The 25,640-nt window shown below is 62.8% G+C and carries 29 protein-coding genes; 19 read left to right on the top strand and 10 right to left on the bottom strand.

Annotated elements, in window-relative coordinates; genetic code table 11:
• Nucleotides 1-527 precede the first annotated feature (527 nt).
• On the bottom strand, nt 528-1,247 hold the full coding sequence (locus SO180_RS35260) for a GntR family transcriptional regulator (RefSeq protein WP_449383425.1): 720 nt from the start codon (nt 1,245-1,247) through the stop codon (nt 528-530).
• 288 nt (nt 1,248-1,535) lie between these two features.
• Here SO180_RS35260 and SO180_RS35255 point away from each other — a divergent pair, with 288 nt between their 5' ends.
• The 8 genes from SO180_RS35255 (at nt 1,536) to SO180_RS35220 (ending at nt 8,186) form a co-directional block, all read left to right on the top strand.
• Nucleotides 1,536-2,522, top strand: a complete 987-nt coding sequence (locus tag SO180_RS35255) for an ABC transporter ATP-binding protein (RefSeq protein ID WP_449383424.1) — start codon at nt 1,536-1,538, stop codon at nt 2,520-2,522.
• Nucleotides 2,523-2,566: 44 nt separating this feature from the next.
• Nucleotides 2,567-3,856, top strand: a complete 1,290-nt coding sequence (locus SO180_RS35250; protein WP_449383423.1) for an ABC transporter substrate-binding protein — start codon at nt 2,567-2,569, stop codon at nt 3,854-3,856.
• Entirely contained in the window at nt 3,856-4,812 is a 957-nt protein-coding gene (locus tag SO180_RS35245; RefSeq protein WP_449383431.1) for an ABC transporter permease, read from the top strand. The genes SO180_RS35250 and SO180_RS35245 overlap by 1 nt, the downstream gene beginning before the upstream one ends.
• Nucleotides 4,812-5,690, top strand: coding sequence for an ABC transporter permease (locus tag SO180_RS35240; protein WP_449383422.1), 879 nt, complete (start codon nt 4,812-4,814; stop codon nt 5,688-5,690). Before SO180_RS35245 ends, SO180_RS35240 begins: the two co-directional genes overlap by 1 nt.
• Before the next feature lie 4 nt (nt 5,691-5,694).
• Complete coding sequence (locus tag SO180_RS35235; RefSeq protein WP_449383421.1) at nt 5,695-6,426, top strand: aspartate/glutamate racemase family protein; 732 nt, start codon at nt 5,695-5,697, stop codon at nt 6,424-6,426.
• Nucleotides 6,427-6,588: 162 nt separating this feature from the next.
• A complete protein-coding gene (locus SO180_RS35230; protein ID WP_449383420.1) occupies nt 6,589-7,086 on the top strand; it encodes a hypothetical protein in 498 nt (165 codons plus the stop codon).
• Nucleotides 7,087-7,779: 693 nt separating this feature from the next.
• Complete coding sequence (locus tag SO180_RS35225; protein ID WP_449383419.1) at nt 7,780-8,004, top strand: hypothetical protein; 225 nt, start codon at nt 7,780-7,782, stop codon at nt 8,002-8,004.
• Complete coding sequence (locus tag SO180_RS35220; protein WP_449383418.1) at nt 8,004-8,186, top strand: hypothetical protein; 183 nt, start codon at nt 8,004-8,006, stop codon at nt 8,184-8,186. The genes SO180_RS35225 and SO180_RS35220 overlap by 1 nt, the downstream gene beginning before the upstream one ends.
• Before the next feature lie 9 nt (nt 8,187-8,195).
• Here the strand turns inward: SO180_RS35220 and SO180_RS35215 are convergent, their stop codons facing one another.
• Nucleotides 8,196-8,726, bottom strand: coding sequence for a gamma carbonic anhydrase family protein (locus SO180_RS35215; RefSeq protein WP_449383417.1), 531 nt, complete (start codon nt 8,724-8,726; stop codon nt 8,196-8,198).
• 171 nt (nt 8,727-8,897) lie between these two features.
• Nucleotides 8,898-9,227, bottom strand: a complete 330-nt coding sequence (locus tag SO180_RS35210) for a DUF6949 family protein (protein WP_027526450.1) — start codon at nt 9,225-9,227, stop codon at nt 8,898-8,900.
• 204 nt (nt 9,228-9,431) lie between these two features.
• Here SO180_RS35210 and SO180_RS35205 point away from each other — a divergent pair, with 204 nt between their 5' ends.
• Nucleotides 9,432-10,142, top strand: a complete 711-nt coding sequence (locus SO180_RS35205) for a hypothetical protein (RefSeq protein ID WP_449383416.1) — start codon at nt 9,432-9,434, stop codon at nt 10,140-10,142.
• 437 nt (nt 10,143-10,579) lie between these two features.
• Nucleotides 10,580-11,257: an alpha/beta fold hydrolase gene (locus tag SO180_RS35200; RefSeq protein ID WP_449383415.1), complete on the top strand. Its 678-nt coding sequence runs from the start codon at nt 10,580-10,582 to the stop codon at nt 11,255-11,257.
• Nucleotides 11,258-11,446: 189 nt separating this feature from the next.
• Here SO180_RS35200 and SO180_RS35195 read toward each other — a convergent pair whose 3' ends face one another.
• A complete protein-coding gene (locus tag SO180_RS35195; protein WP_449383414.1) occupies nt 11,447-12,121 on the bottom strand; it encodes an L-2-amino-thiazoline-4-carboxylic acid hydrolase in 675 nt (224 codons plus the stop codon).
• Between the two features lie 176 nt (nt 12,122-12,297).
• Between SO180_RS35195 and SO180_RS35190 the strand changes: the two genes are divergently transcribed.
• Nucleotides 12,298-13,353 (top strand): adenylate/guanylate cyclase domain-containing protein, encoded by a 1,056-nt coding sequence (locus tag SO180_RS35190; protein WP_449383413.1) that lies wholly within the window; start codon nt 12,298-12,300, stop codon nt 13,351-13,353.
• Between the two features lie 87 nt (nt 13,354-13,440).
• Nucleotides 13,441-13,653, top strand: a complete 213-nt coding sequence (locus tag SO180_RS35185; RefSeq protein ID WP_449383412.1) for a hypothetical protein — start codon at nt 13,441-13,443, stop codon at nt 13,651-13,653.
• Between the two features lie 28 nt (nt 13,654-13,681).
• On the opposite strand, the gene SO180_RS35180 is transcribed toward SO180_RS35185, so the two are convergent.
• The gene (locus SO180_RS35180; protein ID WP_449383411.1) at nt 13,682-15,727 is read right to left on the bottom strand and encodes a methyl-accepting chemotaxis protein; all 2,046 of its coding nucleotides are present in this window, start codon (nt 15,725-15,727) and stop codon (nt 13,682-13,684) included.
• 366 nt (nt 15,728-16,093) lie between these two features.
• Between SO180_RS35180 and SO180_RS35175 the strand changes: the two genes are divergently transcribed.
• Entirely contained in the window at nt 16,094-17,146 is a 1,053-nt protein-coding gene (locus tag SO180_RS35175; protein WP_449383410.1) for a helix-turn-helix transcriptional regulator, read from the top strand.
• Between the two features lie 216 nt (nt 17,147-17,362).
• Here SO180_RS35175 and SO180_RS35170 read toward each other — a convergent pair whose 3' ends face one another.
• Both SO180_RS35170 and cysE read right to left on the bottom strand, forming a co-directional pair.
• Nucleotides 17,363-17,581, bottom strand: a complete 219-nt coding sequence (locus SO180_RS35170; protein WP_254105293.1) for a DUF3126 family protein — start codon at nt 17,579-17,581, stop codon at nt 17,363-17,365.
• Nucleotides 17,582-17,728: 147 nt separating this feature from the next.
• Nucleotides 17,729-18,553 (bottom strand): serine O-acetyltransferase, encoded by an 825-nt coding sequence (cysE, locus tag SO180_RS35165; RefSeq protein WP_449383409.1) that lies wholly within the window; start codon nt 18,551-18,553, stop codon nt 17,729-17,731.
• A 272-nt stretch (nt 18,554-18,825) separates the two neighbouring features.
• Between cysE and SO180_RS35160 the strand changes: the two genes are divergently transcribed.
• Nucleotides 18,826-20,202 carry a hypothetical protein gene (locus SO180_RS35160; protein WP_449383408.1) on the top strand — a complete coding sequence of 459 codons (1,377 nt, stop codon included), beginning with the start codon at nt 18,826-18,828 and terminating at the stop codon, nt 20,200-20,202.
• Here SO180_RS35160 and SO180_RS35155 read toward each other — a convergent pair.
• Nucleotides 20,188-20,943, bottom strand: a complete 756-nt coding sequence (locus SO180_RS35155; RefSeq protein ID WP_449383407.1) for an alpha/beta fold hydrolase — start codon at nt 20,941-20,943, stop codon at nt 20,188-20,190. The two genes, SO180_RS35160 and SO180_RS35155, sit on opposite strands and share 15 nt — an antisense overlap.
• Before the next feature lie 37 nt (nt 20,944-20,980).
• Nucleotides 20,981-22,120: a hypothetical protein gene (locus tag SO180_RS35150; protein WP_449383406.1), complete on the bottom strand. Its 1,140-nt coding sequence runs from the start codon at nt 22,118-22,120 to the stop codon at nt 20,981-20,983.
• Between the two features lie 316 nt (nt 22,121-22,436).
• On the opposite strand from SO180_RS35150, the gene SO180_RS35145 reads away from it, so the two are divergent.
• Nucleotides 22,437-22,682 carry a zinc-finger domain-containing protein gene (locus tag SO180_RS35145; protein ID WP_007602543.1) on the top strand — a complete coding sequence of 82 codons (246 nt, stop codon included), beginning with the start codon at nt 22,437-22,439 and terminating at the stop codon, nt 22,680-22,682.
• Nucleotides 22,683-22,702: 20 nt separating this feature from the next.
• Nucleotides 22,703-23,905, top strand: a complete 1,203-nt coding sequence (locus SO180_RS35140; RefSeq protein ID WP_449383405.1) for an FAD-dependent monooxygenase — start codon at nt 22,703-22,705, stop codon at nt 23,903-23,905.
• A 15-nt stretch (nt 23,906-23,920) separates the two neighbouring features.
• Here SO180_RS35140 and SO180_RS35135 read toward each other — a convergent pair whose 3' ends face one another.
• Entirely contained in the window at nt 23,921-24,367 is a 447-nt protein-coding gene (locus SO180_RS35135; RefSeq protein WP_449383404.1) for a twin-arginine translocation pathway signal, read from the bottom strand.
• Between the two features lie 194 nt (nt 24,368-24,561).
• Here SO180_RS35135 and SO180_RS35130 point away from each other — a divergent pair, with 194 nt between their 5' ends.
• The 3 genes from SO180_RS35130 to SO180_RS35120 all read left to right on the top strand — a co-directional run.
• The gene (locus tag SO180_RS35130; protein ID WP_449383403.1) at nt 24,562-24,792 is read left to right on the top strand and encodes a hypothetical protein; all 231 of its coding nucleotides are present in this window, start codon (nt 24,562-24,564) and stop codon (nt 24,790-24,792) included.
• Nucleotides 24,792-25,202: a hypothetical protein gene (locus tag SO180_RS35125; protein ID WP_449383402.1), complete on the top strand. Its 411-nt coding sequence runs from the start codon at nt 24,792-24,794 to the stop codon at nt 25,200-25,202. The genes SO180_RS35130 and SO180_RS35125 overlap by 1 nt, the downstream gene beginning before the upstream one ends.
• A 78-nt stretch (nt 25,203-25,280) precedes the next feature.
• On the top strand, nt 25,281-25,640 hold a 360-nt coding region (locus SO180_RS35120), incomplete at its 3' end, for a hypothetical protein (RefSeq protein WP_449383401.1).

Here is a 25,640-nt window from a genome sequence, read left to right as displayed (position 1 = left end):
ATTCGGCGTCATTTGACGCCAACGCGAAAACTGTTCCGAAGAACGGAACAGGCGACCTCCGAGATCGTTCAATTGCGGCTGGAGGATCTCCACCATGCGCGTAACCGATTGCGCGTCGCCACGCAGTCCGACTGAGGTTTGCAGCCGCATCGTGAACGATCGCATCGCCCAATCGCTCGCGCAGTTGCGCATCTCGTTGGACCTCCTGAAGCACAAAGTGCATATCGCGCCCGAGCTTGAAGTGACATGAAAAATCCTTCGCCCGGAATGCGCAGGGCACTGCGCCAGGCTCAGCTCTACGGGCATCTGGTCGTCCGAAATGACAGGCTGTATCACCCCGGAGGCAACCATCCGATCTGCTCCATTCAGACCGCGCGGGAGATGGTCAGGTCCGGGTGGATGAGGAAGCGAGACGGCGAATACGAGATCACGCAAGACGGACAGCTCGCCGTCGAAAGCGAAAGCTTACATTGACGCTGGTACTCGGGCCTGGCCGCAGCTCCTACCGGAGGGTTGCGATCCGCGCCTCAGGCGCCAAGCACGTCGGAAAGCCGCGGCTCGTCAGCGGCCGGCTCTTTCAGAAACAGCTCGGCCTCGATCTCCGTAAGATGTGAGAGCATCAACTCGCGTGCCTGCAACTTGTCCTGCCTGCGGATCGCGGTAACGATCTCGGCGTGATGGCTGGTGCCGCAGGCGGGCGTGTCGTGGCGGCGATAGAGCAAGATGATCAGGGAGGAGCGCGCGATCAGCTCCTTGAGGAAGCCGGCATAGATGCTGTGACCGGACATCTCGGCGACCAGCCGGTGAAACTCGCCGGACAGCCGGATCGAGGCCCTGGCGTCGCCGCGGGTTTCCGCCGCATGCTCCTCGGCGAGATGTCGTTGCAGGCGCTCAAGCCAATCCGGCGACACCGCGTCGATGGCGTGATCGACGATCGACGGCTCAATCAGCCGCCGCGCCTCGAACACCTCGCGCGCATCGGCCGGCGTCGGCCGCGCAACGAAGGCGCCACGATTCTTCTCGATGCTGACGATCCCCTCATGCGCGAGCTGGTGCAGCGCGGTGCGGACCAAGGTGCGGCTCGCGCCGTAGATCTCACCAATTTCGTCCTCGCCGAGCTTGGTGCCCGGCAGCAGCCGATGCTCGAGGATCGCGGTCGTCACACCCTCCCGGATACGGCTGACGCGGTCACTGCCATTATCGGCTGCGAGCGATGCGTCAGACTTCGGTTGAGCTTTGGCGGCCATAGATTTTGGCTTGCTGAATGTGGGCTCGTTGATTTGGGGCTCGGTCGTCAAATCAGGCTCCAAAGGTTAGTCGACCAGCCGTATCCAATGACAGGCGAAACTTTATACAATCCCTGATCATTTTGTGTGCATAATGCTCCCTAGCGGCCACCGCTGCGCCGCCCGGATTTGCGATCTCCGGGCTAATGATCTGACATTGCTACGCAGTTCCGAAAAAATGCCGCGGACTTCCGCTTGGCACGGGCCTTGCCGAGGGAAGCGGTAAATCGCCCTTTCCCTGGGAGCTCCATGGCCCTTCCCGCCGCCCTCGAACTGGTCTCGGTCACCAAGCGCTATGACACGACGCTGGCGGTCGACAGCGTCAACCTCAAGATCCCGGCCGGCACCTATTGCTGCCTGCTCGGCCCCTCCGGCTGCGGCAAGACCTCGACGCTGCGCATGATCGCCGGTCATGAGGCGGTCAGCGAGGGTGACATCATCCTCGGCCCCCACAACGTCACCGGCCTGCCGCCCGCCAAGCGCGGCACGGCGATGATGTTCCAGTCCTACGCGCTGTTTCCGCATCTGACGGTGCTCGACAATGTTGCGTTTGCGCTGAAGATGCGCGGCATCGATCGTGCGACGCGCCACAAGCGCGCCGGCGAGCTGCTCGAACTGGTGGCAATGACGCCCTATGCCGCGCGCCTGCCGGCGCAGCTCTCCGGCGGCCAGCAGCAGCGCGTGGCGCTGGCCCGCGCGCTGATCACCGAGCCGCAGATCCTGCTGCTCGACGAGCCGCTCTCCGCACTCGACCCGTTCCTGCGCGTCAGGATGCGCGGCGAGTTGAAGCGGCTCCAGCGCGAGCTCGGCATCAGCTTCATCCAGGTCACGCACGGCCAGGAGGAGGCGATGGCGCTCGCCGACCACATCGTGGTGATGAACGGCGGACGGATCGAGCAGCAGGGCAGCGCCCGCGACATCTTCCACCATCCGCGGACCGAGTTCGTCGCGCGCTTCATCGGCGGACACAACGTGCTCTCCGATGCCGGCCAGATGATCGCGGTGCGCGCCGATCAGCTCGGCATCAAGCCGATCGCGGACGGCGCTTTCGGCGCGCCGGCGCTTTTGACGGAAACCGAGTACCAGGGCTCCTACGTCGCCGTCTCGCTCACGCTCGACGACGGCACCGCCCTGTTCTCCCACGTTCCCGAGGCCACCTTCGACGCCCACCCCTTCCGTCCGGGTGATCGCGTGCTGGCCACCTGGGATCCCGCCAAGGCGCAGCGTCTGCAATAGCGCCATCCAGTCCAGAAAATGCGCAACACAGAGGAGTGACTGATATGACAGAGACGACGAGGAAGACTGGCGTCAGCCGCCGCACATTGTTGAAGGGGACCGCGGGCCTCGCAGGTTTCGCAGCCGGCTCCGGCGCCATCACCGGCTTCCCCTACGTGATGTCGGCCGAGCCGAAAGTGCTGCGCTATCTCGGCACCGCCGTGAACGAGGGCGATGACATCTCGAAGCAGTGCCTGAAGGACACTGGCATCAAGATCGAATACATCACCGCGACGACCGACGACGTCACCAAGCGCGTGATGACCCAGCCGAACTCCTTCGACGTGCTCGACACCGAATATTTCTCGCTGAAGAAGCTCGTGCCCTCCGGCAACATCCTTGCCCTCGACGCCAAGAAGATCAAGGAATTCGACAACATCACGCCCGTCTTCACCAAGGGCGAGACGCCCGGCGGCAAGAAGATCGGCAATCAGGGCACCGCGCCCTGGAAGGTGCTCTATCTCGAAGGCAAGGACTCCAAGACTTTCGCCAAGTCGGCGACCGAATTCGTGACGCTGATCCCCACCGTCTACAACGCCGACACGCTCGGCATCCGTCCCGATCTCATCAAGCGCCCGATCAACTCGTGGGCCGAGCTGCTCAATCCCGAGTTCAAGGGCAAGGCCTCGATCCTCAACATCCCCTCGATCGGCATCATGGATGCAGCGATGGTCGTGGAAGCCACCGGCAAGTACAAATATGCCGACAAGGGCAACATGACCAAGGAAGAGATCGATCTCACCATGAAGGTGATGACCGAAGCCAAGAAAGCTGGCCAGTTCCGCGCTTTCTGGAAGGACTTCAACGAGAGCGTCAACCTGATGGCCTCGGGCGAAACCGTCATCCAGTCGATGTGGTCACCGGCTGTCACCAAGGTCCGCTCGATGGGCATTGCCTGCACCTTCCAGCCGCTGAAGGAAGGCTACCGCTCCTGGGCCTCGGGCTTCTGCGTCTCCAAGGGCGTGTCGGGTGCGAAGCTCGACTGGGCCTACGAGTTCGTGAACTGGTTCCTGTCCGGCTACGCCGGCGCGTATCTCAACCGCCAGGGCTACTACTCAGCCGTGCTCTCAACCGCAAAGGCGCACATGGAGCCCTACGAGTGGGCCTACTGGATGGAAGGCAAGCCCGCCGAGAAGGACATCAAGGCGCCCGACGGCTCGCTGCTCGAGAAGGCCGGTGCGGTGCGCGACGGCGGCTCCTATGAGGACCGCATGGGCGGGGTCGCCTGCTGGAACGCGGTCATGGACGAGAACGACTACATGGTCCGCAAGTGGAACGAGTTCATCGCAGCGTGATGGACACGTCAGACGAGCTCTTGCAACAGGCATCCCCGGACCTCGCCCGGGGACCGGGACAGGCGCGCCAGAAAGCGGCGCGTCTGTCACCCTCCTTCATCTCCTGGCTGCAGGCCGGGCCGATGATGCTCGTCTTTCTCGCCTTCTTCCTGATCCCGCTGGTGTTCGTCGTCATCGTCTCCTTCTGGGACTACAACGAATACCAATTGCTGCCGGCCTTCTCCGGCCGCGGCTACACCGACACGTTCGAAGGCTGCATCGCGCAGCTCCCCGATCTCTGCACGATCGGCAAGACCTATGTGAAGACTCTGAAGCTGTGCTTCATGGTCTGGGCGATCACGCTGTTCATCGGCTTCTGGGTCGCCTACTTCCTCGCCTTCCACATCAGATCCAAGACCTGGCAGATGGGCCTGTCGCTGCTCTGCACGATCCCGTTCTGGACCTCGAACGTGATCCGCATGATCGCCTGGATTCCGCTGCTGGGGCGCAACGGCCTCGTCAATTCCGGGCTGCTCAAGATCGGCGTGATCGACCAGCCGGTCGAATGGCTACTTTATTCCGAATTCTCCGTGGTGCTGGCGCTCGTGCACCTCTTCACCTTCTTCATGGTGGTGCCGATCTTCAACTCGATGGTGCGTATCGACAAGTCGCTGATCGAGGCCGCCTATGACGCCGGCGCCACCGGGTTCCAGACCCTTGTCAACGTCATCATTCCCCTCGCCAAGCCCGGCATCGTGATCGGCTCGATCTTCGTCATCACCATCGTGATGGGCGACTTCATCACCATCGGCGTGATGGGCGGCCAACAGATTGCCGCCGCCGGCAAGATCATCGAGACCCGGCTCAACGCACTGCAATTCCCGGCTGCCGCGGCGAACGCCGTGATCCTGCTCGTCATCACCTTCCTGATCATCACCATGATGTCGCGCATCGTCGACATCAGGAAGGAGCTGTGATGCGAGAGGGACGCCCGCGCAGCTTCTACGTTCTTGCCGTGTTCTTCGCGGCCTACGTGCTGTTTCTCTATGGCCCGATGATCGCGATCTACATCCTGTCGTTCCAGGGGCCTCAGGGCGGCCTCACCTTTCCTATGAACGGGGTCTCGACCTATTGGCTGTCAAAGCTGTTCCAGGGCACCGGCATCGTCGATCTCGGCGCCGCCTTCCGCCGCTCGCTGCTGCTCGGGCTCGTCGTGATGGCGGTCACCGTCGTGCTGTCGGTCGCCGCCGGCATGGCCTTTCGCCGCAAGTTCAGGGCGCAGAGCATTTTGTTCTATTCGGCGATCGCGAGCCTCATTGTACCCTCCATCATCACCTCGCTCGGCATCTCCCTGGAATTCCGCATCATCGACGATCTCATCAAGGCGCACTGGAATGAGAATTTCGAGACCTCGATGGGCCTGCTCACCTCGGGGCTAGGCGCGCATCTGACCTGGACGCTGCCGTTCGGCCTGCTCATCATGTTCGCGATCTTCAACCGCTTCGACCCCAGACTCGAGGAAGCCGCGCGCGATCTCGGCGCAACGCCCTGGCAGACCTTCCGCCACATCGTGCTGCCGATCATCCTGCCCTCGGTGATCGGCATCGGGCTGTTCGGCTTCACGCTGTCCTGGGACGAGCTCGCCCGCTCCAGCCAGGCGATCGGATCGGTCAACACGCTGCCGCTGGACCTGCAGGGCCTCACCACCACGGTCACGAAGCCCGACATCTATGCGCTCGGCACCATCATCTCCGCGGTCTCCTTCGCCGTGATCACACTCGCGCTCGGCACCATCCACATGCTGAACAAGCGGCAGGCCGCAAAGGGCTCGGATGCCGGCAAGGGACTGGTGTGACCTGATGCGTCTTCACATCGTCAATCCCAACACTACGGCCGCGATGACGGCAAAGATCGCCGCGGCAGCGCGTGCCGTCGCCTTGCCGGATACGGTGATCGACGCCCGCCAGCCCACGATGGGCCCGGTCTCGATCGAAGGCTTCTACGACGAAGCCTTCGCCGTGCCCGGCATGCTCGGCTGCATCCGCGATGCCGATCGCGATGGCGCGGACGCCCACATCATCGCATGTTTCGACGACACCGGCCTCGATGCGGCGCGTGCGATCGCAAAGGCACCGGTGATCGGCATTGGAGAGGCCGCCTTTCACATGGCGAGCCTGATTGCGGCGCGCTTCTCGGTGGTGACGACGCTCGCCGTCTCCATCGTGCCGATCGAGCATAATTTGCGGAAATACGGCCTCGCCGAGCGCTGCGCCCGCGTCCGTGCCGCCGAAATTCCCGTGCTCGCGCTCGAGGAGCGCAATGCCGATGCGCTCGGCAACATTTCCAGCGAGATCACGGCCGCAATCCGCGAGGACCGAACGGAGGCCATCGTGCTCGGCTGTGCCGGCATGGCCGACCTCGCCGGCGAGCTCGCGGCGAAGCACGGCCTCCCCGTCGTCGACGGCGTCGCCGCCGCCGTCCCGCTCGCTGAGGCCCTGGTGCGACTCGGCCTGACGACGTCGCGGCTAGGACCCTATGCGACGCCACGGCCGAAGACATATTCGGGGCCGTTGAGCGGTTTTCAGCCCTGAATCCCACGGTCCGAATGGCCATATTAGGCCGCTACGGCCCTTTTTCGGGCCTTAGCCTCTTTTTGGTCCCATTTCCTGCCGAAATGTAACGTTTTCGGGACGTCCCGGCGGCCGTTGCCGCTGGTCTTCGCCACTTCAGTTCATTTTTGGGCTTTGTCAGCGATGATCGATCTCGCACCGCGCGATGCGCGAACCAGCGCCTTCACCCGTCTCGGCAGCCAGCCGATCGCGCTCACGGCTGCGAGCCTGCTCCTGCTCATCACCGGCGTCACCTCAATCGCAATCTGGCGCGTCTATACCGGTACCGCCCCGGAGTCCGACCGGGTGGTCACCGCCCGGCTGCTGCAGGCCCGCACCGCGCAGGCCTCCGAGCAGCTCGTGGAGAAGACCAGAGGGCTGGAAGCCACCCAGCAGGAATCCATCGACCAGCTCCAGGTGGTTCAGGACCAGCTTCTGACTGTCAAACGGCTGCTCGCCTCGCAGCAGGCCGACACCAAGCGCCTGTCCGAGCAGGTCGCGACCCTGACCGAATCCATCGACGGGCTCAAACAGTCCTTCGCCAGCACGCAGGCCACGGAGACCGAGACGCCGTCGGTTACCCGCAAGAAACCGGCGCGCCGCCATGCCAGCATGCGCAGGCGGAGCAGGTCGCGAAGCTGATCCGGCCGGCGGCGATTCGTTCCCGCCCCACGCACCAAAATTTTGCGGCATGTGAACTGGATCACATACCCCCGTATGATTCCGCGTCATGCTCCCGGCTACCGGATGGCGTGAGCCAATTTCAATATCCGGGGCTGGCAAGGTCGTTGGCGGTATACTGCGTCAACGGCCTTGTTTTTTACGGCTGCTTTTCAACCACTTAAGGGATCGGCCGTCTCTGCCGGCTCAGCAGCCGCGGCAGATGCTCTTCACCGTCTTGTCGATCTGCTTGTTCTCGGCATCGACCGCCGAGTCGACTGACTTGTCTCGGTCTCTACCGGATCCCATGCCAACGGTCCCCCCGGAGGACTGCGCGGTGCCTAGGCTGTTCGTCCCCCGCGGCGGAGCAGCCTGCCCCGCCGCCCCGGCGCCGCCACGACCGTTAGCGGACGTCGTCGGACTGGTCGTCACGGAGCCACTCCCCGTCGCGCCGGACGTCGCACTGCCGCTGCTTCCGCCCGTGCCACCTCCACTGCCCTGTGCGAACGACGTCGTCGGCATCGCAAGGACCGCGAGAGTAAGCATCGCTGCCGAAACTGTTGCGGGCAATCTGATCATCGGAAACTCTCCCTTTCGAGCACCAACGATGGGCATACAGCCGCGTTCCGGAACAATTCCGTCACGCACGATTTGATGAGGGAGGCAGCGACGATCATGCGCAAGCTGATCGCATTCGACGAGGACACTTTCGGCAAACTCAAGCAGCTTGCGCGCGATCGCATGGAGACCCTTCAGGATCTGGCGGACGAGGCGTTCGCGGACCTGCTGGAAAAGCACGGTATACCGGCCGACCTGAAGGACGCGCTGCGCAAGAGCGCCAAGCTCGATCAGGCAAATGCCAAGCGAACCGCGCGTTCAAGATCCGGAAAGGCAAAGTGATGATGGCTGATCGCGATCCCTTCGCCGAAGGCGAGCGCGCCGCGCGCGAGAACATCCCGCGCGAAGCCAATCCATATCTGGACGGCAGCGACGAACACGCGCTGTGGGCCGCGGGCCACGAGAAGATCGCTGGATCCCGCGAAGCCCAAGAATCCGGAGGAGCTGAGTCCGAAGGGAGCTGACGAGCGACGTCAGCCGATCCGCTTCAAGCCCTTCTTGAAGCGCGGGCCGTTGGCGACGTAGAACTTCGCCGCGCTGCCCATTCTCGCGACCTGTGCGTCGTCGAGCGTGCGGATTACGCGCGCCGGCGAGCCGATGATCAGGGATCGTTCGGGAAATTCCTTGCCTTCGGTGATGACGGAGCCGGCCCCGACGATGCTGTTACGGCCGATCTTCGCGCCGTTCATCACGATCGCGCCCATGCCGACGAGCGCGCCGTCCTCGACGGTGCAGCCGTGCAGGACCACGTTGTGACCGACGGTGCAGTTCTTGCCGATGACGAGGGGAAAACCGAGATCGGTGTGACAGGTCGAGCCGTCCTGCACGTTGGAGCCCTCGCCGACCTCGATCCACTCATTGTCGCCGCGCAGCACCGCGCCGAACCAGACGCTGGCGCCAGGCTTGAGGCGCACGCGTCCGATCACGGTCGCGGTGTCGGCGATGAAGTAGTTGCCGTCGGCGGGAAGGTCGGGCGCCTGCCCGTCAAGCTCGTAGATCGCCATGGAGGTCTCCTGTCAGGAAATCTTGGCATAGCGGAGCTGTGACGTTCAAGCAAAGGGCCCAAAGCGCGATGAAGCATCATCGCGCTTTAGGTTATTGTTTGAGCATGATCTTTTCGGAAAACCGCTTCACACTTTTCCGGATCATGCTCCAGAACGCCGCAAGGCGTGCGTTCAAGCCAGCACGCCGGCGGCGCGCAGCGTCATCAGGAAGAACGTGCCGCTCATCATGCTCCAGAAGCCCGCGATGATGGTTGCCATCATCACGAATTCCATGCGGCGGCTCTCCAGCCGCGCGCCGCGCAGCGTATTGCGCATGATGATGAAGGGCGCCGCGAACACCAGGAACGGCACGGCCGCAAATGTCTTCGGCGCCACACCCTCCTGCAACAGCCCGAAGCCGGCAGGCCGCTGCGAAAGAGCCTGGTATCCGTTCACGAGCGCGCCCGCGAGTGCGAACCCGATGCAGATGGAGAAAAAGGAATTCAAGGTCTCAGGAGTCATCGGAAGTTCCGCCCGTACGCAACGCCGCTCCCTTCCTGTGACAAAAAGTGCCGGTTAACGCTACATTAGCCTTAAGAAAAGGTTAACGCAGCGTCCCGCCGACGTCATCCCCCCATGGGGACCGCAGGCTGCGCGGAACCGCCGCCGCGTGGCATATTCGCCCTTGATTCGTCGGCCATCGGCCGACCTTGTGGCGACCCATTGATGAGCGTGTTCTCGGCAACTTCCTCCCGCGGCCGTCCGGGCCGGACAAGGGCGCATCTCGCCCCGCTCGTGCTCGGCGGTATGTTCGCGGCAGGCGCGGTGGCCGTGGTCGCCTATCTGCTGTGGCCGACCTGGGGGACTGTGGTCGGCGCGAGTGCGCCGGACAGGCTGCCGGTCAGCGTCGGCGGCACGCTGTTCAACGTACCGACGGCAGCGATCCGGATGAAGATCCAGCGGCACTCCGGACCGCAGGAGCGCATCGACATCGATTTCCTCTACCCCTCGCTCGAGGTGCCGGGCGCACCAAAGCATGTCAGTGCCGACGCAGCTGAGGCGACAATGCAGCCGATCGACCGCATCTTCCTGTCGATCGCGGCGCATCACGATGCGCTCGCGCCGGAGCTCCGGGTCAGCACCATCTATCCGCGCTATCTCGATCAGGCCGCCACCTCGCCGGAGGACGGGCTGACGATGCGAATGTTCCGCGCAGACACGCCCTATGGCAGCGAGGACCTGTTCTCCGCGATGAGCCCCGAGCTGACCGCGCGCTGCACGCGCGATGCGGCGACCCCCGGCATGTGCCTTTCGGAGCGCCGCGTCGACGGCGCCGACCTCACCTTCCGATTTCCCCGAAGCTGGCTGCCGCAGTGGCGCGAGGTGGCGGAGGCGATGGACAGGCTGACGGCGCAGTTGCGCGGCCCGAAGGGCTGAGCGCGGTCTCTCTGCCCTGCTGCGAGCCTCCAGCCAAAAATATCGAAAACAACCTCATGCAAAGTAGCCGGGCGGCGGCATCGCGAATTTCGTCTTTTCAGAATATTACTTGACGCGTCGGGCAAATCAGGGGCACGGTGTCATCCTGCCGCGCTGATCGTGTCACCCCTGCCCAGGTCCAGGTCGAAATCCAGTCCTCGCGGTCGGAGGAGCATATCGGATCGCATCAGTGGCGACCTCCTTTGATTTCGAACATCAACCTGTCCAGCCCGAAGAAAGAGACAAGGTCGCTGCCACTCCCTTGTCAGGGGTGGACCGGACGTGGCTCGGTCCTTTCTTGTGCAGCTTGTGATCCAACCAGCCGGCCTCACATCAATACTGATCAAGCGGGGCAAGCTCGTTGAGCAATATTCCGGCAGCAACGGAGGAGAACTCGTATGGGAACATTCGTCCTTGTCCCAGGGGCAGGCGGCATGCCTTGGTATTGGCACCGCGTCGCCCCGCTCATTCGCGCGGCGGGACACGAAGCCATCGCGGTCGATCTCCCCGGCGACGACAGGAATTCCGGTCTCGCAGCGTATGCGGACATCGTCATCCGCGCGATCGCGAAACGAAGCGACGTGATACTTGTCGCCCAGTCGCTCGCGGGCTTCACAGCGCCCCTCGTTTGCGTGCGTGCGCCCGTGCGGATGGCCGTGTTCGTCAACGCGATGATCCCCGAGCCCGGAGAGACCGCCGGTGCATGGTGGGCCGCTACAGGAGCGGTGGAAGCGAGGGAAAACGCTGCGACGTGCCGCGGCTATGCGACGGAATTCGATGTGGCAACCTATTTTCTGCACGACGTGCCGCAGGACGTGCTGCGCACCGGCCCGGAACAACCACGCGAGGAAGCCGACGTCGTTTTCGGCGAGCCCTGTCGCTTCGAGCGCTGGCCCGACATCCCCATTCATGTTCTTGCGGCAAAAGACGACCGTTTTTTCCCGGTAGAATTTCAACGGCGTGTCGCACGTGAAAGGCTCGGAAAGGAGGTAGACGAAATTCCCGGTGGCCATCTCGTCGCCTTGTCAAATCCGGAAGGGCTGACCGATCGCCTTCTTGCGTATGAGAGGGCCTGACACGCTAACCCACAGGATGGTTGAAGCGGAGCGACACCCATCAATCACGCTGTGCTAACGGACTTGTAGTCTGCCCCGAAGACCGGCCGGCGAATTCTTCGGTCGCGACGATGCATTCGACGTTCCACCGGAGTGGATCGCGAGATGATGGTATCGCTACGCTCCACCATCCTACGAATCGCGCTTGTTCTACCCCGGCTCGATCCGCGAGAACCGAAAATTGCAGTGGCTCGCGCCGCCCGCCAGCGTTTGTGTCCGCTCCAACCGAATGCCACGTGTTGCATACGCATCGAAATCGAGCCCGCAAATGTGCGGCAAGATTTCTTGATCTCCGTGGCGAGCTGCGAATTTGCAGAAGCCGCAGGCCTTGTAATTGATGCCGAAATCAAAGTTGTCGCCGGTCCCGGGCTCGACGAAATCGTAGACGAAGTCTTCTGGATATTCTTCCGCACGGCTCTTTGCCGCCTGCTCGCGCAGCAAGGCCTGGTTCTCCGGAGACATGAACTGACGCCCTGAGGCGAGTCGTTCGGCCTCGGGCACCATGAGCAATTGCGCCTTGTAGCTCTCTCGCTCGATTTCGCCGATCACTGCCAGCGGCACACCATGCCGCCGGAGCACTCGGCCGATGGCCATAAAACCCATCAGACGCATGAAAAAATCGCTCATGCGGCTGGCTACGCCGCCGACATAAGGCATCTGGCTGAGCACGATCTCGAACTCGTTCATCACCTCCTGCCCGACCCCATCCATGTCCGGGATGCTCGCGCGCTCGCGCAACATCCCTTCGGCAAGATGGAGACGCTGGCGCAAAGCAGCCTCCATCGCGCCACGATGCGCCTCGTAAAAGGGGTGAATTGCAGTCATGGGATACCCTCGCCGGCACGCCAGCCTATTGCAGGCAGGCCCATCAATCCATTGCCAATTGAGCCGGCGCGCGGATCTTGCGCCACTCCTCTGCCAACGGACGAAGAATTGTCGTAGGCTGCTATCTGCGCGCACAGGATCATCAGAGGATGAATCCACTTCGAACCACAGTCGTAATGAAGACCGACATCAGCGGCTCAACGTCACGCTTCCGTGAACTGCTGACCGCCGATCTCCAGGCGCTGTTGGGCGAGCATCGTGCGTTTCTGGCGCGCCATGCCGCCGAGCACGGCGGCTCGATCATCAAGCCCGCGGGAGACGGTTACTGGCTGGAATTCCCCAGTGTCACGGGTGCAGCCAAAGCTGCGATAGCAGTGCAGGAAGACTTGCGGCTGGTCCAGCTGAGCCGAGGCGAGGATCGGCTCTCCATTCGCATCGTGATTGCACTCGGGGATGTCGTCGCTCAGGACGACGACTTCATCGGCGACGTTTTTGCGCTCGTCACCCGCGTCGAAGCGGTAACGCCGCCCGACGAAATCTATCTTACGGCTGGGGCTCGGCTCGCTCTGGCATCCGCGGAGATCCAGACCGCGCTTGTTGAGCGCTTTGCGCTGAAGGGTTTTGTCGAACCGATGCCGATCTACCGCATCGAACAGCGGCATCGCACACGCATCATTTCTGAAATCAACATCCTTTTCTTGGATCTTCACGGCTTCAGCAAGATCATGGATGCCGGGCCTGTCGCCAAAATTGAACGCATCCTCGATATGCTTGATGCGGTGACCTACGGGACGGCACAAGAATTCGGCGGCACGGTTCGATTCAATCTAGGCGATTCCTATTGCATAACATTTGCCGAGGCCGGGCGGGCCATGGCGGGGGCAGAGCGCTCAATCCGTAAGTGGGACGCAATCCGGCATCTGGAGCAGTTCGACTGCACGATCAGTATTGGGTTGCATCGCGGCACCCTCTACGCATTCCGCTCCTTTCTCTACGGCCGCGATGTCTGGATTGCCTCGCAATTGCAGAGTGCATCGAGCAAGCTCTTGACGAGCGAGGAGAATGGGATCTTCGTCACTAACGCCGTCCGCAGTGCCCTCCTTGGCACGCCATGGCACAACCGACTCCAGCCCGTCGACCTGCAACCGTTGCTCACGCCACAACTGGTCGGAATCGCGGCCTATCGACTGTGCGAAGTCGCTCACGACGACGAATTGCGTGATCCTCTCTGAAACGCAACCCAAATGGCGCTTAAGGTCGACGGATGCAGCGATGAACTCCGTCACTCGCGACGGCCGCTTACGATCGTGACATGGACCGTGCCGGCCGAGCTCATCGATGTGCAAGGCGTGACGGCCGCCGACGTCACCCGCGGCTCCGTACGTTGCGAAAACCAGAGCTTTCAGGGCACGCGGCCCGCGCAGAAGATGCATAGCGTTCGATCGGCAGCAAGCCGGGCGATCCGCGGCGGCGGCCCGCAGCCGATCGAACAAGAGATTACGGCGAACAGCGCACTTTGCTCGGCAAATTGAGTGCGCTGTCACCGCATTCCAATCGTCTCTAGGCCCTGAGCCCCGCGATGAAGGCGACGACCTCGCGCTGCAGTTCGCCGGATTGTTCTCGCAATTGCTGCGAGTGGCTCATCAGTTGCGAGGCGGCGGCGCCGGTCATCGCAGCCGCCTCACCGACCGCCGCAATGTTGCCGGTAACGGCCTGGGCGCCATGCGCCGCCCGCTGAGTGCTATGAGCGATCTCGTTCGTCGCCGCTCCTTGCTCCTCGACGGCGCCGGCGATCGAGGAAGTCACCTCGCGGATGGTCGCGATCGTCGTGACGATCCGACCGATCGAGGAAACGGTATCGCCCGTCGCAGACTGGATCTCGGTGATCTTCTCGCCGATCACATCGGTTGCCTTGGCCGTCTGCGCCGCCAGTTGCTTGACCTCAGAGGCCACCACAGCAAACCCACGCCCAGCTTCGCCTGCTCTTGCTGCTTCGATGGTCGCGTTCAATGCCAGTAGATTGGTCTGCGAAGCGATGTCGCGGATCAGATTTAACACTTCACCGATCTTTTCGGCCGCCTCAGTCAGCGCCCGCACATTGGTCTCCGTCCGAACCGCTTCAGAAGCAGCGTCGGCAGCAATCTCCGCGGACTTGGTGACCTGAGCACCGATCTCGCGAATCGAAGCGTTCAGTTCCTCGGTTCCGGTTGCGACCGTCGTAACACTGTCCGACGCTTCTCCCGCGGCGCCGGCAACGACGTGCGATTTGCGCGTCGCCTCTTCGGCTGTTGTTGATAGATTTCGCGCCGCGTCGGCAACGTCACCGGACGACTTCACAAAGCTGTCGGCAAGTGCGACCATCGAGGCCTGGAACTTGTCCGCGAGATTGTTGCGTTCAACCCTGATGCGTTCGCCGGCGACACGATCCTGGTCTGCGCGCTCGGCTCGCATCCGTTCGGCATCCGAAAGGCTGGCGCGGAACACTTCGACGGTGCGCGCCATCGCGCCAATCTCGTCGGCACGATCCGTTCCACCAACCTCGACTGACGTGTTTCCGTCCGCAAGGGCGCTCATTGTGTCGGAAAGGCGCCGGATCGGAACGGTAATGCCCCGCGTGATCATGACGACCAGGACGATGGTAGCTCCCACAAGTGCGGCAGCCAAACCAATCGAGGTGAGATACTTGTCGTAGGCATCGCGTTCGGCACGAGACGAGGCATCTTTGAGATTTTGCTCGAATTGAACTTCGACGCGTGACAGAAGCTGCATTCGCTGCGCATTGGTATCGAGCCAGGCCTTCAAGGAGACCGACTGAACGTCACCGCCAGGGCCGGCGTCGTACATGACCCGCAGCATACGGTTGGTTTCGTCGACCGGCGTGCCTGAATAGACCGTCGCCAGGACGTTGCGCTCTTCGGCCGTGGCATAGAAAGCGATCGCACTCTCCGCGCCCTGTTGCCGACCATGGAAGCTCTGAACGCGGTTGTAAAGGTCGATGTCGAATTTGCCCTGCTGGAAACCTACGGCAGCATTTGCGCGCGCCGCACTGGAGAACTCGGCCATCCAGAGCAGATTCGAATAGACCTGCATCTCGCGCGAAACGTCAGGGTTTCGCACGGATTTGGTCGCATATCGACTGAACTCGAGTAACTGCCCGATCGAAGCAGTGTAGAAGTTGTTCATTTCGTTCGGAGTGATCTTCAGGCTGTCGACCGAAGCGCGCACCGGGTCCGGCTGGCTCGCCGACCGCAATCCTTCCTGCAGGACCTTGCTAAGCTCTGGGGAAATTGCCGCAACGTCTATCCCCTTCAATCGCTCCTGGACCTTGTTGCGACTGGTATCGGTGGTCTGCCGCAGCACGGCCAGACCGGACCGCCCCTCACTGCCCCTGGATCCCACGAGTGCGGCCGATGCGCCAGCTTCTGCCTGAAGACTATGGACGTATGTGCTGATATCTGCGTCGAGCGCAACGATGTCGGCTACCGTCCGCATCTCTTCATAGACTGACCGCTTTTCCGCGGCAATTTGGCCGGCGGCAAAGACCACCCCGACAAGAGGAACGGCGGCGAGAATCGCAATTCGTGTGCGAATCTTGAAACTGAGCATCGATTTCCGAAAATTCATTTGTGGACTGTGTCCTCGCGATGAGATCCGAGCATCATTCGAGCGTGCATCACGATCCAAATGGCTGGCCGTCATTTTCCAAGCAGAGCCACGATCAGGCGCTACTCCAAACAGCTAGACGTTCGAGAACTGAACCGAACCTTACCTCTTGCATCCGATCTGCGCGAAGCGGACAGCAACTTCGCAAAACGGACTTGCTCGGGAAAGGCAAGACGACTGCATACGAAGGACTTTGTCCATGGCACGATCAGGGCGTCCCCGTGAGAGCTGCACCGTGCTCATCGAGGAGACACCACCGAACCACGCGCTTACGCCGTTGGTGCGAATCGCAAAGAGAATCCGTAAGGCATGCTCAAGCAGATCGCGTCTGCGACGAGGCACGACTTGAAAGACACGTTGAGCAACGCCCCAACCGTCCAAGGTTCGAGTTTCGAGAGTCTTCTCGCGTATTACGGATCTCGACTGCTGCCAATGAGGATCATCCCGCCGACCTCCTGCGCGGGATTCCAGTGGCGATCAGATTTCGCCGCCGGGCCGGGGGTGAGCATAGTCCGTGCGCAGTACTGGAGCGACTGGTCCTACTGTTCGGACAACGACACGGAGAATCTCAATCTCGGCTTTCTCAACGCTGGGGCCTCCGAGCTTAGGATCTGCTCCAAAACAATTGAGCAGACCTCATCTCGCTTGGTCGTTTACCCGCAGCCGAGCCTGCGGCGACAAGCCATACGCACCCGCGACGGCATTCTCGCGGGCGGGACGTTGCGCTTCGAAGCAAGCACTGTCGCCCGGATCCTGCGCGACATGTTTGGCGGCGCGCTGCTGACGAGCCTCGATCTTGCGCTCACCTTCGACCTCGAGACGAACTTGGGACAAGCCTTGTGGTCGATCACCAGTGCACTGGTCAGCGGCATGCGCGACGAGCAATTGCCTCTACGCTCACCCAAGGCGATGGCGCTGCTAACAGAATCCGCTCTTCGACTGATTTTCGCGGAAGCGCCACATCGTCTCGCTGGAAAGCTCTCGGCACGAGAGGGCATCCCAGCTTCGCCACAGATCAGTCACGCGATCGATTACATGCGGGCCAATCTTCACTTGCCGATAACAATGAGCGATGTTGCGGGCGCTGTCGGCATCAGCAGCCGCGCGCTCCAGACCGGCTTCCGCAGGTCCCACCAAACGTCCCCGGTCCACTATCTGCGGCGTGTCAGGCTTGACGCGGTTCACACTGAATTGTCCTCACCCGAGAACAAGTTGCCCGTCAGCGAAGTTGCCCTGAAATGGGGGTTCGCCCATATGGGACGCTTCGCCGCGCAGTACCGCCGAACATTTGGAGTTTTTCCGTCGGAAACTGCCAGACGCGCTGGTGGTGCGCATCGGCTTGTCCGGCCAGAGCAACATTGACATGTGGCCCGGCTGCGGTGAGCAGTCCCCTCACTCGGACGGCGCGCAGCCCCAAAGTGGAGCGGCGTCCAAAGCGCGATCAGATTGGGATGAATCGTCATCGCGCTTTAGGTTATTGTTTGAGCATGATCTCCGCGCAAACGCGTTCCGCGTTTGTCGCGAGGGAAAACGCTTCGCACTTTGCGCTAACGCGGCCCTTCGGGTCCGGATCAAGCGCTACTCCTGATCGATGAGATCGTCCTCGAGGATCGCCATCTGGAACTGGAACGAGCGATCGTCGTCCTCGTCGTCGACGAACAGCACGCCGATGAACTCCTCACCGATATAGACCTCGGCGGAATCGTCCTTCTTTATCCGCGGCTGAACGCGAATCTTGGGATTGCCGAACACGCGCTTCAGATACGCGTCGAGCTTCCTCACTTCTTTGATGTCCACGGCAAGTCTCCAATCGAAATCTAACGTGGCGGGGTTTTAGGACGAGACGCGACGAACCGCCAGCACGAATTCCCAAAGAATTCTGGGGACGATCGGGGCCGGAAAGTCACGGCCCCGCTTCAAGTCAAACCGGGATCAAAGCCCATATCAAAGCCCCATGGCGTTGATCATCTGGTCCATGGTGCGCGACGGCTCCGCGCAACCGGCCTCGCCGACGATCTTGGCCGGAACGCCGGCAACGGTGACGTTGTGCGGCACGGGCTTGACCACGACCGAGCCGGCCGCGATGCGCGCACAGTGGCCGACCTCGATATTGCCGAGGATCTTTGCGCCGGCACCGATCATGACGCCGTGACGGATTTTTGGATGGCGGTCCTCGTTCTCCTTGCCGGTGCCACCGAGCGTGACGCCGTGCAGGATCGAGACGTCATCCTCGATGAGCGCGGTCTCGCCGCAGACGAAGCCGGTGGCGTGGTCGAGGAAGATGCCGCGGCCGATGCGCGCGGCGGGATTGATATCGGTCTGGAAGACGGCCGACGCACGGCTCTGGAGATAATACGCGAAATCCTTGCGGCCCTTCAGATAGAGCCAGTGCGCGAGACGATGAGTTTGGATCGCGTGGAAGCCCTTGAAGTAGAGCAATGGGTCGATGAAGCGGGAGGTCGCGGGATCGCGGTCATAGACCGCGACGAGATCGGCGCGGAAGGCATTGCCGAGATCGGGCTCTTCACGCAGTGCCTCGTCATAGGTCTGACGCACGAGATCGCCCGACAGCGAAGTATGGTCGAGCCGGTCGGCCAGCCGGTGCACGACCGAATCTTCCAGGCAGCTATGATGCAGCACGGTCGAATAGATAAAGGTCGCGAGCTCGGGCTCGCGGTGGACGATGTCTTCAGCCTCGGTCCGGACCCGATCCCAGATCGGATCGAGCGCGGCGAGCTTTCCTGCCGGATTGACCTGATGCATTGCCATGTCGTGCTCTCGAAATTCGCTCGTTTCGTTTAACCTATAGCACAGTCTAGCGTGCCCTGTCCCTGTAGGCTTGCCTGAGAGTGAACACCGGATCGCCGCCAAAAGCCCATCAACATGTTGAATCAAAAGGCTTTCCTGCAGTACCCCCGATACGGCAAGGTTCGTTGAAGGTGGTCAGCGTTTTGCCAAAATCAAGCTCCGTAGCGTCAAACTATTGGTGAATTTCACGCGAACCGTTATTGCGGGCATGGAAGAGAGACGACGGAGACGATTTGAGCATCACCACCGACATTTTGCGCGCCCGCGCCGCGGGGTCCTTGTGGCTGCGGCTCGCCGCCGTCGCCCTGCCCCTCCTCCTGATCGCGCCGGCGTTCTGGAACGGCTACCCGCTGCTTCAATGGGACACCGGCGGCTATCTGGCGCGCTGGTATGAAGGCTATCTCGTCCCCAGCCGCTCCACGGTGTTTGGCCTCTATCTGCATTTCGGCGAGAGCTCGAGCTTCTGGCTCAACCTCGCCCTCCAGTCGCTGGCGACGCTGTGGCTGCTTCAATTGACGCTCCGCGTGCTCGGCCTGATGCAGACCTTCCGCTTCGTTGCGATCAGCCTGCTCCTGATTCTGTCGACCGCGTTGCCCTGGCTTGCCAGCATGCTGCTCACGGACATCTTCGCCGGGCTCTCGGTGCTGTCGCTGTTCACCCTGGTGGTCGGGGGCGACCGGACCTCGGGCATCGAAAAAATCTCATTGTTCGCCTTCACCGCCTTTGCCGCAGCGACCCACAGCGCGACGCTCGGCGTCCTGTTCGGGCTTTGCGCCGCCGGCTGGTTGGTGCGGCCGCTGCTCGGCAAGCGCCTTCCCCTCGCAGGTCTTGCGCAAGGCAGCCTGACCATCGTTGCCGGCGGGGCCATGCTGGTCATGGCAAACCATGCGCTGTCGGGCCAATGGGCCTGGACGCCGGGCGGCTATGGCGTCGCTTTCGGCCGCATGATGCAGGACGGCATCGTGGCACGCTATCTTGGCGATCACTGCCCGCGCGAGAGTTTCAAGCTCTGTCCCTACCGTAACGAATTGCCGGCGACCGCCGACGAGTTTCTGTGGGGCAACAGCATGTTCAACACGCTCGGCCGGTTCGAGGGGATGAACGACGAGATGAGCTACATCGTCGTGCATTCGCTCGCCGACTATCCGGCCTGGCAGGCGGGCGCAGCACTGCGCGCCATGGGCCAGCAATTGCTGCATGTCGCGACGGGCGAAGGCACCAATGGCTGGATCCCCCACACCTACGGCATCATCGAGCGATACATCCCCTCGCAAATCGCGCCGATGCGCGCAGCGCGGCAGCAGAACTGGAATCTCGATTTCGATGACGTCAACTGGCTGCACGTACCGGTCGCACTCGGCTCGATGCTGGCGCTCGTCGGCCTGCTCGGCCATGCGCTGGCGCGCGGACGGCTCGACGACCTGGCGCTGCTGGCAACGACCGTGACGCTGGCGCTGCTCGGCAACGCCTTCATCTGCGCCGTCATCTCCGGTCCGCACGACCGCTACGGCGCGCGGATGGTGTGGCTTGCGACCTTCGTCGTGCTGACGGCGCTGGCGCGCGTGTTCGGCAGCGACGAGCCGGCAGACGAGGCCTCAGCCGCGGCGTGACAGGAAGTCGATCACGCCGGTCTTGTAGACCTTGTCACCGACCGCGCGCATGTGATCGCGGTTCGGGATGTCGAGCACCTCGGAGCCGGGGATGATCTTTCCCAACGCTGAGGCTGAGCCCGCGACGTCGTCGGCGGTGCCGACGGCGATCAGGACCGGCACGTCGATGCGTGCGGCTTCCTCCCTCTTCATCAGCTCGCGGGTGCCGCGCAGACACGCGGCGAGCGCCTGGCGGTCCGAGCGGGTTTGATCGGCGAACGCGCGAAAGGTGCGCCCGACGGGATCGGTGACGTCGTCGAGCGAGGGCGCTTCAAGCGCCTCCGCCACGTTCTCGCCGGGCCCGGTGCCCTCAATCAAGCCGCCAATGCCGATGCCGCCGAGGATCGCCGAGCGCAGGCGCTGCGGCTCGTTGAGCCCGAGCCAGGCGGTCATCCGACCGCCCATCGAGTAGCCCATCATGTCGGCCTGCGGGATACCGAGATGGTCCATCAGCGCAAGCACGTCGCCCGCCATGCCCGGAATGGAATACTGCGCGGGATCGTAGAGTTTTGCGCTCTCGCCATGACCACGATTGTCCAGCGCAAGCACGCGGCGGCCGTTCTTGCGCAATTCCGAGACCCACGTCGGATAGACCCAGTTCACGTTCTTGCTCGAGGCAAAGCCGTGCACCAGGATGATCGGGTCACCCTCGCCTTCGTCGAGATAGGCAATTTCGACTGCGCCGTTGTGAAAGCTCGGCATCAACTTTAAGTCCGCGTCTGTTGGGGATAGGATGATATTAGGCCGCGACTTCGCCGCCTGCCAGCGCAAGTTGCGCCCGACGCAACCGCCGCGCCCGCCTGCGGTCGCACCAGGCCTGCGTCAGCCGCTCGGTCGTGGCCTTGATCGAGGACAGGACGCCGAACAGCGTCACCAACGCGCCGGACAACCACAGCGCGAGATCGAATGCGCCGGTCGCGAGCAGCAGAGCGCCGCGGCCGAGCAGCTTCAGGATCGCACGGGTCTTGCCGCCTTGGGCCTCGGCGAGCCGCGCCGCGCGCGCAACGTCCTTCGGGCCCTCGGCGACGCGCAGCGTATCGAGCGCACCGCGTGTACCGGCCTTCTCGGTGACACGGGCGACGTCCTTGCCGAGCCTGACCAGGGCGCCGGCTTTTTCGACGCGGAACGCGGCCTTGATCGCGCTCGCGGTCTCGCCCGGCCGCAGCACCGAGCCGGAGGCGACCGCATTCTGTAGCGCCGGCGTGTCCACCACCTCGCGCGCCGAGCGTCCGGCCCATGCCGCGAGCCCCTCGCCGAGCCGCCCGACCTTGCGGGCGTCCTTGACCAGCGACAGGCCGGCGCGCACCGGCGCCGCACCGCCGACCGAGACATAGGTCGCCGCCGTCACCGCAAGACCCGCCGCGGCGAGCCCGAGCACGAGGCGGTCGGTCTCCTCGCCCATGGCCAGATGCTTGCCCTCACGCACGACGTCCCGGGCATCGCCGATCACGAAGAGGTCGCCGGCCACGGTGCCAGAGAGGCTGGCGACGTCGTCGGCACTGCCGGTGACGAGACCGGTGGCAAAACGCTTGGCGAAATGCGAGGTGGAATTCTCTTCTCTCACAGCGTCGCTGACGCGGCTCAGGAGGTCGTCAGGCAGCGCGATACTGCGATCACGCGCGAGCTCGACGAAGCTGCTCGCAAGATCGGCATCATGGGCGGCGAGCGCCGCCTCGATATTGTCCTGAACGAGCGCGGCGTTCTTGCCCGGTTCGTCCTTCACCAGGAGGGAATCGAGCTTCAGCTCGGAGAGCTTCGCCGGATCGTCCTTCGCCGCCAGCACAGCGCCCGCCACGCGCGCATGCGGCACGACCTGCACGAGTACAACGCTGCATGCCACGAGGGCGGTCAACGCGGTGCTGATTCGCAGCCACTTCATGCTCAAAGCCTGAACGTTCGCTTGGAAATTCGCTTGAAAATTCGCCTGCCGCCGGGATTTTCGTTCGTCCACAGACATAGTATGCCAAATTTGCGACACAACGGCCCCGACGAAAGAAGGGCTTCTCTGAGGCGACAAGATTGTGTCGAATTTGCATGAGCAAATGAGCATGGGGTAGTTGCGAACCTTTTGGTTCCATTGGACTAGCAATCATCTGCACCCCCCAGTATGGTCCGCGGCGTTCGATGATGCTGCGAACGATGCCGCGTCAGTGTTGATTGTGTCTGCCGCCATTGCCACTCCAGGATGAGTTCCGATGTCCGACCATGTCGTCCCGCACTTCCACAACGATGCCGGTGTCCCCGTCATCGAAATCGGCTCGCAGGAGTTCATGTGCGTTGGCGCCAACCCTCCGTTCGACCATCCGCACGTCTTCCTTGATCTCGGCAATGACAACGAGATCATCTGCCCCTATTGCTCGACGCTGTACCGCTTCGCGGCCGACCTGAAGGCCGGCGAGGCGCGCCCGCCTGAATGCGTGCTGAAGGACAAGGTGGCCTGACCGGCGGCATCCGCTAAGGGGTGGCCGTCTCCCGAACGATCATCATTGCCGGTGCCGGAATCGGAGGATTGACGGCCGCACTCGCGCTTGCCGCCAAGGGCTTTCGCGTCGTCGTGCTGGAGAAGGCCGAGCGGCTCGAGGAAGTCGGCGCCGGCCTGCAATTGTCGCCCAATGCGAGCCGCATCCTGGTCGAGCTCGGGCTGAAGGACCGGCTGGGCTCGCGCGCGGTGACGCCGGAGGCGGTCAGCATCATGAGCACGCGTGCCGGTGGCGAGTTGATGCGCCTGCCGCTTGGTGCGGCGGCCGTCGAGCGCGCCGGCGCTCCCTATTGGGTGGTACACCGGGCCGATCTGCAAGCAGCGCTCGCCGCGGCGGTCGCGGACCATCCTGATATCGATTTGCGGCTGGGTGGGACTTTCGAGGACGTCGCCGCGCATGCCAAGGGGCTCTCCATCGTCTATCGCAGCGGCACGTTGCGCCGGAGCGAAGTGGCAAGCGCGCTGATCGGCGCCGACGGCGTCTGGTCCACAGTACGCCAGCATCTGTTTCCGGACGTAGCGCCGCGCTTCTCCGGCCTGATCGCCTGGCGCGGCACGTTCGAGGCCACGCAACTGCCAAAGGAATACACCTCGCGCCGCGTGCAGCTCTGGATGGGACCGAACGCCCATCTCGTCGCCTATCCGATCGCAGGCGGGCGCCAGATCAACGTGGTGGCGATCGTGCCCGGCACGTGGAACAGGCCGGGCTGGAGCACGCCGGGCGATATGTTCGAGCTGAAGGATGCCTTCCCGGCGCCGCGCTGGCCGGGCCCGGCGCGGATGATGCTCACCGCAGTCGACAGCTGGCGCAAATGGGCGCTGTTCACGCTGCCCGACGGCGTCGGCTGGAGCAAGGGCGCGATCGCGCTCGTCGGCGATGCCGTGCATGCGATGCTGCCCTTCGCCGCGCAGGGCGCAGGAATGGCGATCGAGGATGCTGCCGTGCTCGCCGAGCACCTGAGCGGCAACGCCAGCGAGAGCGCCGCCAGCATCGCCGCGGCGCTGGCTCGCTATGGCCGGGCGCGCGAGGCGCGCGTCAGGCGCGTGCAGCGGACTGCGCGGCAGCAAGGCCGCATCTACCATCTCGCAGGCCCCTTCGCACTGGCGCGCGATCTTGCGATCCGCACGCTCGGCCCGGAGCGCATGCTGGCGCGCCAGGATTGGATCTATCGCTGGCGCGCGTGAGGCGCGATGCTGACTTCAGTGAGCGGCGTTGCCGGATTTCGCTCCAGGCGCCGGCTTCGCCGCAGGCTTAGCGGCGGTTGCGGGCGCGGGCGCCGCTGGTGGCGGCGTCGCCTCCATGTCGCTCTCGCGGCACTTGTTGCGCCGCCAGTTCTCCTCCACGAGCTTCTGCTGTCCGCGCAGGGAGATATAGTCGTTGCGATAGGCCAGCTCCGAGACGACCGCGCCGCCGGTGCCCGTCTCCGCCTTCGCCATCAGCTTCTCCAGGCTCTCGATGCGACTGACCAGGCTCTTGCGTTCCGGCCCAAGCTGCTTGCACTCCCAGAGCTCGTATTTGCCCGGATCGACGAAGGCCGGGCTGATGGCGTCGCCCACGGTGGAGCAGCCGGCAAGCGTGGTGCCCAGCCCAAGCAGCGCGACCAGCGCAAGCGCGGGACGGCGGCGGTTGATAATCGAAACAGACATGCTGGATTGGTAGTCCCCGTAGATTGACATTGCCTAAAGCAGCCAGAGATGTCCGGATTGAGGCTTGACCAGATTGAGGCTTTGCCTTGTGCAGCCGGCTCGCTTAAGGAAGGGCACCCTTAGCCCAAATCCGGGGACCATCCCAGGCGGTTGGATAAGGCTGTAAGTGTCTGATCCCCTTGGATCAAGCGGGCATGGCGGAATTGGTAGACGCAAGGGACTTAAAATTCCCTGCGACCACTGCAACCGCTCAACTTTCCTGCAAAACATCTCGTTTCAAACCCGCCGAAACCGGCGCCGTCCCTCCCCATTTGCAAAACAATTCCGCGTTCGGAATTCTCGCAAATTGTGTCGGGCCGGCAGAGATCATCCAGCCCATCGTCAACGTTGAGGTTGCCGCTGGCGACGCAGCGGGGGTGCCGTGATGATCGCAACAATTCGCGTTCGCTTCTCGCGCCCACGCAAGATCGTCGAGCCGATCACCCCGCCTCCAGTGGTGTCGCCAGACGTCATCCAGCGCGACGATGGCATGTTCCAGATCGGCGTTGCCGACGATGCGCCCGGACCGTTCGAGAGCCGCGCATTCGCAGCAGCAGTCGCGGCCACGAATGGGGGGCGCGGTGTGAGCAACGCGAAGGTTTCTCGAAATGGACTTGGCACGGGAGTCGTGCCACCATCTGATTTGCGTGTCGTTATCTCTGCCGTTGGGTCGGGCCAGATAACGCCAGAGGCGCACACAGCCCCAAAATTCGCCGTCGCACTTGCGTACGGCACAACGAGCAACGCCCCGTGGCAAGCGGGAGGCGTTGGAATTTTGGGCATCATCGACACTTAAGGAGTGATCGAAATATGCATGCAACTCGCTTGAAGATCAAGTGCTGCATTCGGTGCCCTCAGCAAAAAGAGGACACCGATGACCATCTCGATCAATCCAAATGAATTCCTAAACGCCGTCCCCTCCCCTGAAATCGAGCTAGATGACGATAACTACGTCATTGCCGCTCGTGGCCGGTTGCGCCACGTCATCCAGGCATGGCTTGCCCATCGCGATCTGAAAGAGATACCGCAGAACGATCGCGGCCGGGCCATCATCAAATGGCTCGCGGACCAAGCCTTTGTGGCCAACCCATCTGGACCGATTCGCGGTGTCCGCCGTTGGATTGAGAAACTGGCCCCTTCTTGGTTCACCGCGGCCGACATCAAAACCCTCATGGAATACGTCCGGACGTCCAACAAGAACTGGAGCCACGACCATTCCGCCTATGCCCTGGAC

The organism is Bradyrhizobium sp. UFLA05-112, assembly GCF_053572325.1.
The sequence above is the reverse complement of the archived record's forward strand: the minus strand, read 5'-3'. Positions and strand labels throughout refer to the sequence as shown.

Bases quoted from the DNA above. Each gene is read 5' to 3' on its own strand.
- SO180_RS35190 (WP_449383413.1), top strand. From the start codon at position 12,298: ATGAAGACCGACATCAGCGGCTCAACGTCACGCTTCCGTGAACTGCTG.
- SO180_RS35150 (WP_449383406.1), bottom strand. From the start codon at position 22,120: ATGAAGTGGCTGCGAATCAGCACCGCGTTGACCGCCCTCGTGGCATGC.
- SO180_RS35195 (WP_449383414.1), bottom strand. From the start codon at position 12,121: ATGACTGCAATTCACCCCTTTTACGAGGCGCATCGTGGCGCGATGGAG.
- SO180_RS35135 (WP_449383404.1), bottom strand. From the start codon at position 24,367: ATGTCTGTTTCGATTATCAACCGCCGCCGTCCCGCGCTTGCGCTGGTC.
- SO180_RS35220 (WP_449383418.1), top strand. From the start codon at position 8,004: ATGATGGCTGATCGCGATCCCTTCGCCGAAGGCGAGCGCGCCGCGCGC.
- SO180_RS35200 (WP_449383415.1), top strand. From the start codon at position 10,580: ATGGGAACATTCGTCCTTGTCCCAGGGGCAGGCGGCATGCCTTGGTAT.
- SO180_RS35215 (WP_449383417.1), bottom strand. From the start codon at position 8,726: ATGGCGATCTACGAGCTTGACGGGCAGGCGCCCGACCTTCCCGCCGAC.
- SO180_RS35175 (WP_449383410.1), top strand. From the start codon at position 16,094: ATGCTCAAGCAGATCGCGTCTGCGACGAGGCACGACTTGAAAGACACG.
- SO180_RS35245 (WP_449383431.1), top strand. From the start codon at position 3,856: ATGGACACGTCAGACGAGCTCTTGCAACAGGCATCCCCGGACCTCGCC.
- SO180_RS35230 (WP_449383420.1), top strand. From the start codon at position 6,589: ATGATCGATCTCGCACCGCGCGATGCGCGAACCAGCGCCTTCACCCGT.
- SO180_RS35180 (WP_449383411.1), bottom strand. From the start codon at position 15,727: ATGCTCAGTTTCAAGATTCGCACACGAATTGCGATTCTCGCCGCCGTT.
- SO180_RS35155 (WP_449383407.1), bottom strand. From the start codon at position 20,943: ATGCCGAGCTTTCACAACGGCGCAGTCGAAATTGCCTATCTCGACGAA.
- cysE (WP_449383409.1), bottom strand. From the start codon at position 18,553: ATGGCAATGCATCAGGTCAATCCGGCAGGAAAGCTCGCCGCGCTCGAT.
- SO180_RS35255 (WP_449383424.1), top strand. From the start codon at position 1,536: ATGGCCCTTCCCGCCGCCCTCGAACTGGTCTCGGTCACCAAGCGCTAT.
- SO180_RS35145 (WP_007602543.1), top strand. From the start codon at position 22,437: ATGTCCGACCATGTCGTCCCGCACTTCCACAACGATGCCGGTGTCCCC.
- SO180_RS35260 (WP_449383425.1), bottom strand. From the start codon at position 1,247: ATGGCCGCCAAAGCTCAACCGAAGTCTGACGCATCGCTCGCAGCCGAT.
- SO180_RS35130 (WP_449383403.1), top strand. From the start codon at position 24,562: ATGGCGGAATTGGTAGACGCAAGGGACTTAAAATTCCCTGCGACCACT.
- SO180_RS35205 (WP_449383416.1), top strand. From the start codon at position 9,432: ATGAGCGTGTTCTCGGCAACTTCCTCCCGCGGCCGTCCGGGCCGGACA.
- SO180_RS35235 (WP_449383421.1), top strand. From the start codon at position 5,695: ATGCGTCTTCACATCGTCAATCCCAACACTACGGCCGCGATGACGGCA.
- SO180_RS35125 (WP_449383402.1), top strand. From the start codon at position 24,792: ATGATCGCAACAATTCGCGTTCGCTTCTCGCGCCCACGCAAGATCGTC.
- SO180_RS35240 (WP_449383422.1), top strand. From the start codon at position 4,812: ATGCGAGAGGGACGCCCGCGCAGCTTCTACGTTCTTGCCGTGTTCTTC.
- SO180_RS35250 (WP_449383423.1), top strand. From the start codon at position 2,567: ATGACAGAGACGACGAGGAAGACTGGCGTCAGCCGCCGCACATTGTTG.
- SO180_RS35210 (WP_027526450.1), bottom strand. From the start codon at position 9,227: ATGACTCCTGAGACCTTGAATTCCTTTTTCTCCATCTGCATCGGGTTC.
- SO180_RS35225 (WP_449383419.1), top strand. From the start codon at position 7,780: ATGCGCAAGCTGATCGCATTCGACGAGGACACTTTCGGCAAACTCAAG.